This is a genomic window from Mesorhizobium sp. RCC_202 (assembly GCF_041355295.1).
Lineage (GTDB): Bacteria > Pseudomonadota > Alphaproteobacteria > Rhizobiales > Rhizobiaceae > Mesorhizobium.
This window is the reverse complement of the sequence record NZ_JBFUPO010000002.1, coordinates 144,757-159,718: the sequence shown is the minus strand read 5'-3', so window position 1 is coordinate 159,718 and position 14,962 is coordinate 144,757. Positions and strand designations below refer to the sequence as shown.

General features: G+C 63.2%; 13 protein-coding genes. 5 read left to right on the top strand and 8 right to left on the bottom strand.

Going from position 1 to position 14,962, the window contains the following annotated elements; translation table 11 throughout:
• Positions 1–149 precede the first annotated feature (149 nt).
• Together AB6802_RS04985 and AB6802_RS04980 are read left to right on the top strand one after the other, a co-directional pair.
• Positions 150–1,079, top strand: coding sequence for a DUF2493 domain-containing protein (locus AB6802_RS04985; RefSeq protein ID WP_371008914.1), 930 nt, complete (start codon positions 150–152; stop codon positions 1,077–1,079).
• A 357-nt stretch (positions 1,080–1,436) separates the two neighbouring features.
• Entirely contained in the window at positions 1,437–1,604 is a 168-nt protein-coding gene (locus AB6802_RS04980; protein WP_371008913.1) for a hypothetical protein, read from the top strand.
• A gap of 52 nt (positions 1,605–1,656) precedes the next feature.
• Here the strand turns inward: AB6802_RS04980 and dinB are convergent, their stop codons facing one another.
• Entirely contained in the window at positions 1,657–2,742 is a 1,086-nt protein-coding gene (gene dinB / locus AB6802_RS04975; RefSeq protein WP_371008912.1) for a DNA polymerase IV, read from the bottom strand.
• A gap of 59 nt (positions 2,743–2,801) precedes the next feature.
• On the bottom strand, positions 2,802–3,308 hold the full coding sequence (locus AB6802_RS04970) for an SOS response-associated peptidase family protein (RefSeq protein ID WP_371008911.1): 507 nt from the start codon (positions 3,306–3,308) through the stop codon (positions 2,802–2,804).
• Positions 3,309–3,367: 59 nt separating this feature from the next.
• On the opposite strand from AB6802_RS04970, the gene AB6802_RS04965 reads away from it, so the two are divergent.
• A complete protein-coding gene (locus tag AB6802_RS04965) occupies positions 3,368–3,958 on the top strand; it encodes an SOS response-associated peptidase (protein WP_371008910.1) in 591 nt (196 codons plus the stop codon).
• A 76-nt stretch (positions 3,959–4,034) separates the two neighbouring features.
• Here the strand turns inward: AB6802_RS04965 and xth are convergent, their stop codons facing one another.
• The 6 genes from xth to AB6802_RS04935 form a co-directional block, all read right to left on the bottom strand.
• Complete coding sequence (gene xth / locus AB6802_RS04960) at positions 4,035–4,865, bottom strand: exodeoxyribonuclease III (RefSeq protein ID WP_371008909.1); 831 nt, start codon at positions 4,863–4,865, stop codon at positions 4,035–4,037.
• Positions 4,866–4,869: 4 nt separating this feature from the next.
• On the bottom strand, positions 4,870–6,771 hold the full coding sequence (gene ligD / locus AB6802_RS04955) for a DNA ligase D (RefSeq protein ID WP_371008908.1): 1,902 nt from the start codon (positions 6,769–6,771) through the stop codon (positions 4,870–4,872).
• A gap of 53 nt (positions 6,772–6,824) precedes the next feature.
• On the bottom strand, positions 6,825–7,010 hold the full coding sequence (locus tag AB6802_RS04950; protein WP_371008907.1) for a DUF3606 domain-containing protein: 186 nt from the start codon (positions 7,008–7,010) through the stop codon (positions 6,825–6,827).
• A 97-nt stretch (positions 7,011–7,107) separates the two neighbouring features.
• A complete protein-coding gene (locus AB6802_RS04945; protein WP_371008906.1) occupies positions 7,108–10,380 on the bottom strand; it encodes an error-prone DNA polymerase in 3,273 nt (1,090 codons plus the stop codon).
• Positions 10,377–11,897 (bottom strand): DUF6504 family protein, encoded by a 1,521-nt coding sequence (locus tag AB6802_RS04940; RefSeq protein WP_371008905.1) that lies wholly within the window; start codon positions 11,895–11,897, stop codon positions 10,377–10,379. The genes AB6802_RS04945 and AB6802_RS04940 overlap by 4 nt, the downstream gene beginning before the upstream one ends.
• Positions 11,812–12,564 carry an ImuA family protein gene (locus AB6802_RS04935; protein WP_371008904.1) on the bottom strand — a complete coding sequence of 251 codons (753 nt, stop codon included), beginning with the start codon at positions 12,562–12,564 and terminating at the stop codon, positions 11,812–11,814. Before AB6802_RS04935 ends, AB6802_RS04940 begins: the two co-directional genes overlap by 86 nt.
• 298 nt (positions 12,565–12,862) lie before the next feature.
• Here AB6802_RS04935 and AB6802_RS04930 point away from each other — a divergent pair, with 298 nt between their 5' ends.
• Both AB6802_RS04930 and AB6802_RS04925 read left to right on the top strand, forming a co-directional pair.
• Positions 12,863–14,041 (top strand): cysteine desulfurase family protein, encoded by a 1,179-nt coding sequence (locus AB6802_RS04930; protein WP_371008903.1) that lies wholly within the window; start codon positions 12,863–12,865, stop codon positions 14,039–14,041.
• Complete coding sequence (locus AB6802_RS04925; RefSeq protein WP_371008902.1) at positions 14,034–14,960, top strand: DUF4007 family protein; 927 nt, start codon at positions 14,034–14,036, stop codon at positions 14,958–14,960. The genes AB6802_RS04930 and AB6802_RS04925 overlap by 8 nt, the downstream gene beginning before the upstream one ends.
• The last annotated feature ends 2 nt before the right edge of the window (positions 14,961–14,962 follow it).

The window sequence follows — 14,962 nt, the reverse complement described above, 5'->3', positions numbered from 1 at the left end:
CATCGCGAGGCAAAATAGCCGGGCTTCGCCATCCTTCACTCCCGTTCCGGCCCTGCGCTGGCGCTGCGGGTGCAAGTCCGGATCGTCCATCGCCTTCGTCGCCATGAAGGCCGCGATGGGCGCGGCCGGTCCCACGAAGGCAAGCCGCCATGAGCACCGAGCACGATACCGATTATGAACCGCAGCCCGCATCATCACCCATCGACCACGTCCTTCAGGAGCTTCAGCTCTACGGCTACCGTCCCTTCGACGACGAACCCGATCCGCGCCCGCTTCCCGAAGGCCGGGTCATAGCGGCCAGCATCGCCGACATCTTCGACGCTCTCGTGGTGGCGATGGCCGACACACGCCTTGAGCCCGACCTCGAGGAGCTGCTTTGGGGTACGGTCAATCTGTTCCATCGCGCAACCTTGCGGATCGAACGCGAGCTCGATGAAAACGAGCTTTGCCAGCAGCGGTTGCAGCGCGAACAGGATGGATCCGAGGTCAAGTCGGTCGAACTCGAGCGCCTCATCGCCCAAGGTCAGACGCTGCTCGAACGCCGCAACGCCTTCGAATTGATGCGCGATCAGGCCGCCGAGCATTATGAGCGTCACACCCACTCGATCTGGCGCCCACGTTCGGGCTCTGTCGTCAACCATCGCAACCTGACCGCGGCAATGATCGACAGCCGGGACTTCGTTGCCGCGAGGAAGCATGCAGACAGCCAGCTGCTGTTGCCACCCGGACCGAAAGTCGCCTTCACCGGCGGGCTCGATTTCAACGATCATCTGCTGATCTGGGCCAAGCTCGACCAGGTCCATGGCAAGCATCCGGACATGGTCCTGCTACACGGCGGATCACCAAAAGGTGCCGAGTTGATCGCGGCCAAATGGGCTCACAGTCGCAAGGTGCCACAGATTGCCTTCAAGCCGGACTGGACCAGGCATGCCAAGGCCGCGCCCTTCAAGCGCAATGACGCCATGCTCGACACCTTGCCGATTGGCGTCATTCATTTCCCCGGCTCTGGCATTCAGGACAACCTCGCCGACAAGGCCCGCAGGCTCGGCATTCCGGTGATGAAATTCGGCGCCACGTGAAGGGGCCACCAGTCGACCCGCCTCAAGTCATTCGTTCTGATTTCCGTCGCTCTCGGCGCGTGGATCGGACGACCGCTCTTGCCGATGTGGCGTCGATGAAGGCAAGGCGGAGGACCACGAGATTCACATCCCATCCCGTCCTGGAATGGAGAACAAGGGAACCGATCGCCGCGTTTGTCGGCGCAATTCCTTGATCCGGTCCAAGGGCCTAATGCCATCAACCCACAAAGGGTCGGACTACGCAAAGCGTGCCGCCGTTTCGGCCTTGCCTTCACGGTGATCGCGGCCCTCGGCCGGACACATCGGGCGCCTGTCACGCGGGGATCGCTCCCCGCTTCCAAAACAGGAGCCGGAAAAATGTCCCTCATGGAAGCCAACGCCTTCGCCTTCAGCCTCGCCACCAGCCTGATGGTCAGCATCGTCATCTTCCGCGCCGGCGACGGAACACTCACGGTGGTGCGGGCCGACGAATATGAAGGAGAGGTCTCCCAGATCGTCCGCGAGATCGATCCACATGAGCGATGATCCGGACAAGCTGCGACCGGAAGTCCTTTCCATCCTGGCTCAAGAGGCAACGCTACAGCTCGAACCGCAATTGACGTTGATCCGGCAGCGGCACATCGCCCAGCGACGAGAGTGTGATGCCCAACAGGCGGATGCCTTTCCGCAGCGGAAATACCGACCTCAGGAGATCGCCTGCGAGTTCCTCGAAATCTGGGAGTTCAATCGGCACCGCCACCGTGCGGCTGCGCGTGATCTGCTGGAAGTCGGCGAATTTGATCTTCAGCGTGACCGTCCTTCCCCGGATGCCTTTGCCTTCACAGTATCCCCAGACCTTGGCGACCAGCGGTTTGAGTTCGGCGATTGATGCATCGAGATCGACGATGTCGGCTGCGAACGTGTCCTCGGCGCCGATCGATTTGCGTGGCCGGTCCGGCTCGACCGCGCGTTCGTCGATGGCGCGCGCGATCTGATAGTACCAGAGCCCAGACTTTCCGAAATGCTGCTGCAGGAAGGGGAGCGACCTCTCCTTGAGATCGGCGCCGGTCTCGATGCCGAGCCCTTCCATCTTCGCGGCGGTCGCAGGACCGACGCAATGAAATTTCTTGACTGGCAAAGTCTCCACGAAGGCCGGCCCGTGGCGTGGCGTGATGACGAACTGGCCATTCGGCTTGTTCTGGTCGGAGGCCATCTTGGCGAGGAATTTGTTGTACGAGATGCCGGCGGAAGCAGTCAGCCCGGTTACCTCCAGGATCTTTGCCCGGATCAGCTCTGCGATCGTTGAGGCAGACGCAATGTTGAGCCGGTTGTGCGTCACATCGAGATAGGCCTCGTCAAGCGAGAGCGGCTCGATGAGATCGGTGTGTTCGGCGAAGACGGCGCGGATCTGGGCCGAGACCCCCCGGTAGACGTCGAAGCGCGGCGGCACAAAGATCAGTTCGGGGCATTTGCGCTTTGCCGTGACCGAAGGCATTGCGGAGCGAACGCCGAAGGCCCGGGCCTCGTAGCTTGCGGCCGCGACCACGCCGCGGGCCGCGGCTCCGCCAACGGCAAGCGGCATGCCGCGCAGTTCTGGATTGTCGCGCTGTTCGACCGATGCATAGAACGCATCCATGTCGACATGGATGATCTTGCGCGGGTCGGCGCCGCGTTCAGGGGCCATTTGCCTGCAATATCATTTCGCCAGGGTCTAAGCTTCGTACTGAGAGATCCTTACAATCATCAGATCGCAAATTCAGCCTGTCTGCGACCCTGGCGGAGACGCGAAATCGCGAAACTTGCTCCTGGAAGGGGGCGAAGGACCTCGTGTTCCGGGTGCGTCATGTCGAGCCAGGCCGAGCGTTCATCCCGGCGCAGCACCACCATCTGGCGGTCATGGTAGGGCGCAATATCGTCGTTGGCCTGGATCGTGAGGATTGCGTAGGCTTCCGGCCAATCGCGCGTCGCTGGCCGCCAGATGCCGGCGAAATAGAACCAATCACCGCTTGCAAGGCGAAAGCTGTAGTTCTTCCCCTGGCTGCGATGCCGGAATTCGGACGCCGGCACCAGGCAACGATGGCTCGGAAACGATCGGTCTTCTGCGCGCACGACGGCGAAGGGTCGCCCGCCCGGTTCCTTCGGCTGAAGTCCCCACGGCAACTCAAGCATCTCAACATCGCCGCCATAGCGTCTTATGATGATGCGGCGCTCCTCGAGCGGTGCGTCGGAATCGAAAACTCTTGCGTTCATAGTCAAAAGAACATAACAGGAACAAGATTGCCGCGCAACGCCGAACAGATAGGTGAGACATGTGCAATGATTATCGGCTGATGGTGGACGTCGCTTCGATCGTCGAGGATTTCGCTGATCTCAAGATCAAAATCCGCTTCCGCGAAGGCGCGCCGAACATTGAGGCGCGCGAGGATATCAAGATTACGGATATCGGGCCGATTATCCGCCCGGTCGCCGGCGCGAGCGGTGAGGGTGATCTGGTTCAGCGCCGGTGGAGCTGGCCCGGACAAAACAAGCGGCCGGTTTACAACTTCCGCTCGGACGGCCGCGAGTTCGCCTCGAACCGCTGCCTAATTCCGGCCGATGGTTTTTACGAGTTCACAGACCCGATGGAGAAGGGCAAGAAGCGCAAGGACAAGTGGCTCTTCACCAAGCACGACGAGCCGATCTTCTGCATCGCCGGCATCTGGCGGCAGACCAATGATGTCGGGGAGGCATTCACCATGCTCACGATGGAACCGGGTCCCGACATTGCTCCCTATCACGATCGGCAGATCGTGATCCTGGAGCGCAAGGATTGGGCGAGCTGGCTTAATCCATCGGTGTCCGCCAAATCCCTGATCAAGCCGCTTCCCGCGGGAACGCTCTCTGTCGAGCAGGTCGGTTGATATGGGCGGCGCACTTCTGAGCTGTCAGATTTGAGCGTAGTGATTTCGCGCACGAGGCCTGTAATCGTTGCCAACGTTAGCCGGGACCGGAACTGCATCGTTTGGGAGGCGTCGGGCGGCCGCGCGGCGCTGCCTTGTCGGCGAGCTCGATCCAGACGGGCGCGTGATCGCTGCTCTTTTCCCAGCCGCGCACCTCGACGTCGACCTGGGCGTCGAAAAACCGCTTCTTGAGCGATGGGCTCAGCAGAAGATGGTCGATCCGCAGGCCAGCGTTGCGGCCGAAGGCGTTGCGGAAATAGTCCCAGAACGTATAGATTGTCTCACCGGGATGTCGCGCCCGTAGCGCATCGGTCCAACCTTGTTTCAGGAGTGTCGCATAGGCGGCTCGCGCCTCCGGCGCAAACAGCGCATCGTCCAGCCAGCGCTCGGGCTTATAGACATCGAGATCGGTCGGCATGACGTTGAAGTCGCCCGCCAGCACCACGGGTTGTTGGGACCCGAGGAGTTCTGCTGCGTGGTCGATGAACCGGTCGAACCAGCGGAGCTTGTAATCGAATTTCGGTCCTGGCCTCGGATTGCCGTTGGGAAGATAGAGGCAGCCGACCAGGATGCCGTTGACCGCGGCTTCTATGTAGCGGCTATGAGTGTCGTCGGGGTCGCCCGGAAGGCCTCGTCGGGTTTCGTGGATCTTGCCGACACGGCTCAGGATCGCAACGCCGTTCCAGCTCTTCTGCCCGTGCCAGATGGCGTCATAGCCAAGCTCACGGATCGCTTCTTGTGGAAACTTCTCCTGGGGCGCCTTGAGTTCCTGGAGACAAGCGACATCGGGCTGCGTCTCGGATAGCCAGCGCAGCAGCACTGGCAGGCGGCCGTTGACGCCATTGACGTTGTAGGTAGCAATTCTCATCGGATCACAGGTCCGGCAGGAATTGATCGGCGCGCCCCCAGTCCGAGAGAGCCTTTGATGCGGCGCGCTTCTTCAATTTGCGGGCATCGCCGACATGGAAATGGGAGGGCGCATCGATTGTCTTCATTTCTGCCCAGGTGATCGGCGCGGCGACAGGGGCGCCCGGTCGCGACCTAGCGCTATAGGGCATGATGGCGGTCGCGCCACGCTGATTGCGCAGATAGTCGACAAAGATACGTCCCTTGCGTTTCGCCTTCGACAAGACCGCGGTGAAGTGGGCTGGATCGTGCTGAGCGATCGCCTGCGCGAGCCGCAAGGCGAAGTCCTTCACCTCGGGCCATTCGGCCCGCGGTGTGAGCGGCGCGATAACATGCACGCCTTTTCCGCCGGTCAGCATCGGGAAGGTCGTAAGTCCTAGTGATTTGAGGATGTCGCGGAATTGAAAGGCCGCTGCCCGCACTGCCTCGAAATCCAGCCCCTCGTCGGGGTCGAGATCGAACACAAGGCGGTCGGCCTTCTCCACGTCTTCTATACGCGCTCCCCACCCATGGAACTCAATCGTGCCCATCTGGACACACGTCATAAGTCCCTCAGCATCGTCGACATAAAGATAGGGCTCTTCGTGACCATCCTTTTCGGTAATCCCGACGTGATGGACCTTATCGCCGAAGCTGCCAGCGTCATGCTTCTGAAAGAAGCATTTCTTGGCGCGGCCCTGTGGACAGCGGACAAGACTGATCGGCCTGCTGCCAGCCCAGGGAAGCATGATTGCGGCGACGGCGGCGTAGTGATCGGCAAGCTGACCCTTGGTGATGTTGGATTCGGGGTAGATAACGCGGCCGCGATTGCTGATAGCGACCGTGCTTGTTGCCGGCGCCGGCAGCGTCACTGTCCGGTGGACCGTCTCAAGCACGACGGCTTCCGGCTTTTTGTCCTCGCGCAGGCCGAGATAGCTTGGATGGCGAAGTGTTCCTTCGTTGGTCATCTCGGTGAAGGCGACCTCGGCGACAAGCGTGGGACGCAGCCAGTGCGCGCCACGGACCTCCGCCCGAGGCGCTCCGACGGTGGCGGCTTTCTGTTCGAGCGGCGCCATGATCTTCATCAGCCGCGCCATCTCGGCGGTATCGAAACCGGTCCCAACCTTGCCGGCATAGCGCAGCTTGCCGCCATCATGCACCCCTAGGATCAGCGATCGAAACGCACGATCCTTGTCGGACGGCGTCCAGCCGGCGAGCACGAATTCCTGACGCTTGATGCACTTGATCTTAAGCCAGCTCCCGTCGCGCGCGCCGACATAGTCCGAATCCGCAAGCTTTGAGATTATCCCTTCGAGCCCGGCGCCGCAGAAGCGGTTCAGCAATTCTTCTCCGCGGCCCTGAATATGGTCGGAGTAGCGAAGGATGGGGTGCTTTGCCGGCAGGATTCCCTCCAGTTTCTCCTTGCGCTCTAGGAGCGGCGACCTTGTCAGGTCTTCGCCATCGAGCGCGAGGAGGTCGAAGGCATAATAGTCAATGCTCGCGGAGGTTCCCTTCAAGGCGTTCTGAAGCGCCTGGAAACTCGACCGGCCCTTGGCGTCGATGACAACGGCCTCTCCGTCGATGAGCGCGGAGCGAACCTTGAGCTTTTGCGCCTCCGCCAAAATCGAGGGAAAGCGATCAGACCAGTCCAGGCCGGACCGCGTATAGGCGCGTGCCTCGCCGCCGCCCACCGCGACAAGAATGCGGTAGCCATCATATTTCATTTCGTGAATCCAGCGATCTCCGGCAGGAACCGTGTCCACCAGCTTCGCGAGCTGGACCGGCTGGAACGCTGGCGGCGCAAGCGTGGTTTTAACGCGCGAGCGTGGCTTCGCGCCGGGAGCTAGCGAACCTTTAAGGGCGGGACGAGGCGACGCCGACTTGCTCACTGACTGACTCTCACGAAACTCAACTACCCGATGTGCCATTGGCAATCTGCAGCCTATTTCTTCAACTTCTCCGCAGCGGCATTTAGCTTGTCGCGGTCATTGCCGACACGTTTGATCAGCGCCTCGGCCTGGTCTTTGCTGATGCCGTGCTTGCGGGCGAAGTAATTCACCTCGTAGCCTTCACCGCCGGCGACCTGCCGGCGGTCGGCGGCGCCTCGCTTCGACTTGTTATCTGGCACTGTCCTCTCCCTGGTTTCGATGGCCGTGTCGTCTTGAGGTTCGACCTGTAACGCTTGGCGCGGCTTGTTGATCCTGAGCCGGGCAAGAAATTCGGCATCACCTGAAATCCCGCGTCTTCACCTTGATGTTGTCGATGTGCAGGTCCGGGATATAGATGTCGCGGCTGCGCAGTCCCTTGGGCGGCAGCTCGCGTGGATCGGGCCCCGAGGCGCCATTGCGCACCTGGTCGCCGCGAGCATGCGGCACGGGAAAGCTCCCCTCGCGTTCGCCGACGCTGGCCAATTCGGCGGAAAGGTCGGTGATGCGCCGCGCGACGAGGTGAACCACTTCGCCCTCGCGCTGAATGCGGCCACGCACCGCGACCATGCCGGCCGACAGAACGGTGCGCCGGTGCTGCTCGAACACCTTCGCCCAGACAACCAGGTTTGCGATGCCGGTCTCGTCTTCAAGCGTGATGAACATGACGCCCTTGGCCGAGCCAGGGCGCTGCCGGACGAGCACTATCCCCGCCGCTTCCAGCCATCGGCCGTCGCGCGCCTCCATCGCCTCGGCGCAGGAGACGATACGCCGGCGTCGAAGGTCTTCGCGCAGGAAGGAGACCGGGTGGCTGCGCAGCGTCAGGCCGATATGGCGGTAGTCCTCCACGACCTCACCGCCGGCGGTCATCGGCCGAAGCGCCACCGCCGGTTCGTTGATCTCGGGGACCATCTCCGCCTCACGGGCCGATGCGGCCGCGAACAGGGGGAGCGGCTCGTCGCGCAGCGCCTTGATCGCCCACAGCGCCTCGCGCCGCGCAAGACCGAGTGCTGGCGCGAACGCGTCGGCCTCGGCGAGCTGGACAAGTGCGGCCTGCGGCACGCCGGCGCGCCGCCAGAGATCGTCGACGCAGGCGAAAGGCTGGTCGGCGCGCGTGGCGATGATCCTGCTGGCATAGGCGTTGGCCAGACCACGCACCATGCGCAATCCGAGCCGGACGGCGAAGCGGCCGTCGTCGACGACAGGCTCAAGCGTGCAGTCCCAACGCGAGGCGTTGACGCAGGCCGGCCGGATATCGATCCCGTGCGCGGCCGCGTCGCGCACGATCTGCGCCGGTGCGTAGAAACCCATCGGTTGGCTGTTCAGCAGCGCCGCGCAGAACACATCGGGGTGCCAGCATTTGAGCCAGGCGGAGGCATAGGCGATCAGCGCGAAGGACGCGGCGTGGCTTTCGGGGAAGCCGTAGGAGCCGAACCCTTCGAGCTGCTTGAAGGTCTGCTCGGCGAAGGCGCGCTCGTATCCATTGTCCACCATGCCCTCGATCAGCTTCGTCTTGAATGACGAAACCCCGCCGGTGAATTTGAAAGTGGCCATCGACTTGCGAAGCATGTCGGCTCCGCCCGGTGTGAAGCCCGCGCATTCGATGGCGACGCGCATCGCCTGCTCCTGGAACAGCGGCACGCCAAGCGTCTTGCCGAGCACCTTTTCGAGCTCGGGCTTCGGGTAATGCACCGGCTCCAGCCCCTCCCGCCGGCGCAGATAGGGATGGACCATGTCGCCCTGGATCGGACCGGGGCGCACGATCGCGACCTGCACCACCAGATCGTAAAAGGTCCTCGGCTTCAGCCGCGGCAGCATCGACATCTGCGCCCGGCTCTCGATCTGGAAAGTGCCGAGCGTATCGGCCTTCCGAATCATGGCGTAGGTGCGCGGATCCTCGGCCGGGATGGTCGCAAGGTCGAGCCGGATGCCTTTGGAGTCGGCGAGAAGATCAAGGCCTTTCTTCATGCAGGTCAGCATGCCGAGCGCCAGCACGTCGACCTTCATGAATTTGAGTGCGTCGATATCGTCCTTGTCCCATTCGATCACTTGGCGGTCCTTCATGCTCGCCGGTTCGATCGGTACCAGGTCGTCGAGACGGTCATGGGTGAGCACGAAGCCGCCCGGGTGCTGGCTGAGATGGCGTGGGGCCCCCATCAACTGACGGGCGAGGTCGAGCGTCAGCCGGAGGCGGCGGTCGGCGAGGTTGAGATTGAGCTCTTCGACATGGCGTTCCTCGACGCCCTCCTCGGACCAGCCCCAGACCTGGCCGGTCAGAGTGCGTATGAGATCCTCCGGCAGGCCGAGCGCCTTGCCGACATCGCGCAGCGCCCCCTTGGTGCGGTAGCGGACCACCGTCGAGCACAAGGCTGCGTGGTCGCGGCCATAGGTGTCGAACACCCACTGCATGACGATCTCGCGCCGCTCATGCTCGAAATCGACGTCGATGTCGGGAGGCTCCCGGCGCTCCTCGGAGACGAAACGTTCGAACAAAAGGTCGTTGCGGCCGGGATCGATCGAGGTGATGCCGAGCACATAGCAGACCGCCGAGTTGGCGGCCGAGCCGCGACCTTGGCACAGGATGTCCTTCGATCGCGCGAAGCGCACGATCGCGTTCACGGTCAGGAAGTAGGGCGCATAGTCGAGCTTCTCGATCAGCCGCAGCTCGTGACGCAGCGACGCGACGACGCCGTCCGGCACGCCCTCGGGGTAGCGCGCGGCGGCACCCTGCCAGGTCAGCTTTTCGAGCGCCTGCTGCGGTGTCAGCGACGGGTCGTCCCGCTCCTCGGGGTATTGGTAGGCGAGCTCGTCGAGCGAGAACCGGCAGCGGCCGGCGATCTCGATCGTGCGTGCCAGCGCTTCGGGATAGCGCGCGAAAAGCCGGTGCATCTCCGGCGGCGGCTTTAGATGGCGGTCGGCATGCCGCTCGCGGCGCTCGCCGAGCGCGTCGATGGTGACGTTATGGCGGATTGCGGTGACGACGTCCTGGAGGATGCGGCGCCCTGGCTCGTGGAAAAGCACGTCGTTGGTGACGACGCTCGGCACCCACATCTTGAGGGCAAGTGCTGCCAGGTCGTGAATGCGAAGCTGGTCGTTGGGCCGGCGCCGGAGCGTCAGCGCCATATAGGCCCGATCGCCGAATGCCTCGCGCAGATGTCGCAGGCGTAGCGCGAGCGTCTCATCGGCCAGATCGGGCAAGAGCACGGCGATGAGGCCGACGCCGTAGGCAACGACATCGCTCCACTCCAGCCGGCATTTCCCCTTGCCGGCGCGACCCTTGCCGAGCGAGAGCAGCCTGCACAGCCGGGAATAGGCGTCGCGGTCCGTCGGGTAGACGAGCAGCGACATGCCGTCGGTGAGGTCAAGCCGGCAGCCGACGATGAGGCGCACGCCCGTCGTCCTGGCCGCCTCATGGGCGCGAACGATGCCGGCGAGGCTGTTGCGATCGGCGACGGCCAGTGTCTCGATGCCGAGAAGGGCTGCCTGCGAAAACAGTTCTTCTGCGGAGGATGCGCCGCGCAGAAAGCTGAAATGCGAGGTGACCTGCAATTCGGCATAACGGACGTCGCTCATCCGAACACCCCATGCAGGAACCACCGGTGCGAGCCGGTCGTTGCGTCCTCGCCGTCGCCGGCGCGATAGAGCCAGTAGCGCTCGCCGGCGTCGTCCTCGACCCTGAAATAATCGCGCACCGCCGCCAGCTCGGCGTCGCGCTTCCACCATTCGCCGAAGATCCGCTCCGGACCGTCCGCGCGCTTCACCCGTCGGCGCACTCCGCGCCAGGTGAAGGACACCGGCGGATGATCGGGCAGCAGCGCCACTGTCTCGACCGGATCCGGCTGCGCCAGCAGGCGCGATGGCCGTGGCCAATGGCCTGGCCAGCTCGCGCCGGTATCGGCAGCCATCGCCGGGATCTTGCCAACCGAACGCTCCGGCACGTCGCTGGCGACAGGCGCAAGCCGGTAGACGGCGCGCTCGCCGACGCGGTTCATCAGCGTATCGATGAGGTCGGATACATCGGGCACGCTTTCCTCGACGAGGGTGCTCACGACCTGACTGCGCTCTAGGGGTTCGGCTGATGTCGCCGCCAAGATCATCATCTCGATGCCGAAGCCCGGCGCGATGGTCTCGATCCTGTCGCAAAGCAGCCGGGTCAACCGCTTGGCGTCCCGGACGGGCTTCGCCATGCCGACACGGATTGCCTGGGCCTGGCTATCGACGCGCTGGCAGATGAGATCGAGACGGCGCGCGCCGACGCCGCGCCGTTCCATCAGGTCGCAGAGCTGGATCACAAGTTTGCCGATGTAGCGCGCAATTGTCTCGGCCGAGCCGATCGGCTCGGCGAAAGCACGGCGGACTTCGACGATGTCGGGTGGGCGAACCTGGTCTATCGGCTCAGCGACGTTGCCAAGGGCTTGATCGGTACGGCGGCCGATCTCCGGACCGAAGCGCAGGGCGAGCGGCGCGCGAGGCTGTTTGAGGAGATCGCCGATCCATTGGAAGCCGAGCCTTCGCAGCTCGGTCGCCGTCGAAGGCCCCACCCGCAGCGCCTCGAGCGCAAGCGGTTCGAGGATGGATTGGCCGTGGCCGGCCGGCGCAATGAGGATCGACTGCGCGCCATATCGGGCCAGCGCATGCGCCGCGCCCCAGCTGTCGGCGATCGCCGCGCGCGCGACGATGCCGGACATGGCCAGTCGCCCGACCATGCCCTCCAGCATGGCGATCTCGCCGCCATGGAGATGGTCGGCGCCTGTCGTGTCGATGATGATCCCGTCGGGACGATCGGGCGCCACGATCGGTGCAAAACGAAGCATCCAGACGGCGAGCCGCTCAAGGCCTTCGGCATCCGCTTGCGGGTCGGCGTCCTGGATCGCAAGGCCCGGCACTAGCACCTGCGCCTTCGTCACGGGCATGCCGGGGCGCAGGCCGGCGGCGAATGCCGCGGCGTCGGCCGCGAGCACAACGCGCCTGTTTTTATCGCGGCCGATCAGAACCAGCGGGGCGTCAGCCGGCGGCGTGGCGTCGCCGGCCTTGCGCCGCACCCGATCGGTGGGCCAGGTCGGCAGGAACAGCGAGACGACCCGTGCCATCGCACGCCTCCAATTCGAAATCGGAACTTTCGCCCGCGCGGGCGCGCATCAATTCGACGAGCCATCGGTGCCGGCCGACGCCTGGTACAGGCAGCGGCGCCGAGGGCAGGACCGAGATGCGCCAGCGCGTCATCGCGGCCGTCGGCTGGCCGAAATCGACCGCCTCCGTCTGCCGCCGCCATCTTCGCAGCGCGATCCCGACCGTATGGGCCTCCTCGGCGGCGAGCTGCAGTCGCCGCGAGGCCGTCATCGTCAGGCGCGCGACTTCACCGACGACCGCGCCCAGCCCGCCATGCCGGATGCCTTCCTCCATGCAGGCGAGGATTGTCTTGTCGTCGCCGGCCTCGACATAGATGACGCGGTCCGGTTTCAGGCCGGCTTGCGCGAGCGCCGGGGCGAACAGGTCGGGACGGGTGATGCACCACAAGACTTTGCCTCTTGTGCGCGCCGCCACACCACCCGCGAATAAGGCGGCTGCCGCACCATCGATGGCGCCGTTGCCCCCGCCGGCGATCTCATGCAGCGCGCCGAGCGCCAGTCCGCCGCCTGGGAGTCGTGCATCCATCTCCGCGATTCCGAAAGGAAGCACCGATCTGGCGCGACGACTTCGGCCCTCGATCTTCTCGATGTGCGCGCGCAAGGCGTCGATGGCGGGCTCCGGCCGCAAGATGGTCGTTGACCTCCAAAAAGTGTATTTGAGAATGTTCCCTATTTGTTCTACGTTAGGGAATGGGAGTCAAGTGGGGTCACGCCGTAAGGACACACGCAGGCACATTTGTCGCCTCAAGTGCATTCGATCTGGGGGCCAATCGGATGCTCTCGGCCGAGTCTAGAAGGCCGTTGATTTGGGCCCGGCTATTTCGCGTCAGATGTGTACATCTGCAAGGTATCTGGCCGCGGTGATTGTGCATCATGACGAATAGGCCCAGAGTACCCGAGAAATAAATCGCTAAAAACGAAACACCATGGATGCTCACGATAAAGCGCGGATGACCTCGTTCCCTGGTGGGATCTATCTGGATCACCATGCGACAACGCCGGTGGATCGGCGCGTCGCAGATGTTGTCATGCGCTGTATGGTTGAAGAGTTCGGGAACGCGAACAGCGTCGACCACGTCTACGGTGAGCGCGCGGCCGCAGCGATAGAATCGGCGACCTATTCGGTCGCAGAGCTGTTCTCAGCCGAAGCCGACAACGTTCTCTTCACTTCTGGCTCTACTCAAGCCTTGGAGCTTGCATTCGCCCACGCACTGGGAACGCGCCGAGGTTCTCCCCTAAGGTTGGCTCTATCACGCGTAGAGCACCCTGCGATTATCGACATCGCGAAACGCGCGGAACATCGCGGCCTTGCAAGTCTCCGATGGCTGGACGTTTCGTCGGACGCGTCGATTGATCTGGGCCAAGTTGAGCAGTTGGTATCGGAAATCGACCTTCTTTGCCTTATGGCGGCCAACAACGAAGTCGGGACGGTCTACCCGATCGCCGATGCCTACGAAATAGCTGCGGACGCCGGAGTCTCGATATTGGTGGACGCTACTCAGGCTGCTGGGCGGATCGAAATCGATCTATCGGAAACGCCCTTCGACTACCTGGTCCTCAGCGGTCACAAGATTTACGCGCCGAAAGGCGTCGGCGCGCTTATTTCGCCGATCTACAAGGCGGACGACAATCATGGGATCGCCGGTAGTCACCCACCCACGCCCAACGTCCCCGCGATCGTGGGCCTGGGGGTCGCCTGCCGGCTCATGGTCGAGCAAGGTGGAGCGGATGAGCGGCGGATTAAGGAATTGAGGGATCTCATGTTGGATGAGTTGAGGTCGATCGTGCCCAACCTGTTGTTGAACGGCGGTGCGACCAGATTGTCCGGCAATCTTCACGTCTCGGCTCCAGGCGCGCCTAACGACCTCGTTGTATCAAGATTGCGCGGGCAGGTGGCCATCTCGACCGGAGCGGCCTGCATGTCTGGCGCGCAAGGCGCCTCGCACGTGCTCCAGGCCATGAAACTGCCGCAAGATGTTCAGGAAAGCGCACTCCGCATAGGTCTAGGGCGATCGACCTCGCGTGAGGATGTGATAGAGGCGGCTCAACACATCGGTTCGGCTATCACGGCGGTGAAAATGACCTTGGGACTGCAGCATGCTTGAAGTCACCCGCCATGGTGTGGGGCCTTTTCGTTTCTCAGGACATGAATCCTTTGCCTGCCGATACGCTTGGCTCCCGAAGGCCTATCGCGCGATTACCTACGATCCGGCGATGTTTTCCGACGACGAACGAAGCATGGTGGAGTTAGGGATCGGCAAGAACATGGTCCGCTCCCTGCGCTTCTGGGTTGACGCCATGGGAGTCGCCTCGCCCGCCGACGACCGAGGCCACAGGCCCACGGAGTTTGGTGATGCCGTCTTCGCCCCAAATGGGTTGGATCCCTACTTGGAGGACGAGCGCACCTTGTGGCTTCTTCACTGGAACGTTTCCTCGCGGGCGAATCCAGCCCTGTTCGCCTGGGCCCACATGCTTTCCGAGTGGTCCTATCCCGAATTCACTCGGTCCGAGGCGCTGGACTCGTTTCGCCGGCGGTCGGTGTCTCTTGGCAACAGTCACTCGGACGTGACCCTTGGCCAGCATCTCGACGTCTTCCTGCACACATATGTCGGAACGCAGAGTGCCAAGGTCGCCATCGAGGACTCTCTTGACGGCCCGCTGGTCGGCCTGAAGCTCATCGTGCCAGCAGGCGAGCGCCGCAATGCTTCTGGTCGTTGGGAAACCGTCTATGCCTTTCGCCGAGAGCCCAAGCCTGACATCACCGACGCCGTGTTCGAGTTTTGCGTGAATGACTTCTGGGACAGCTCCGCGCCCGGAGAGGCCACATTGTCTTTGAGGGCCGTGACTACGGCGGCCGGATCGCCGGGGCAGGTATTCAAGCTCGCGGAGGACGACGTCAGACAGCGTCTGGAAGCGATATCTCGACGTCCTGGCTCCACGCTGCGCTATCAGCCGTCCGCCGTGCAGGGCATGGTTTTCCGCGGGGGCGATAGGCTCTCGCTCGCTAAAGTCTATGGAGATTGAGC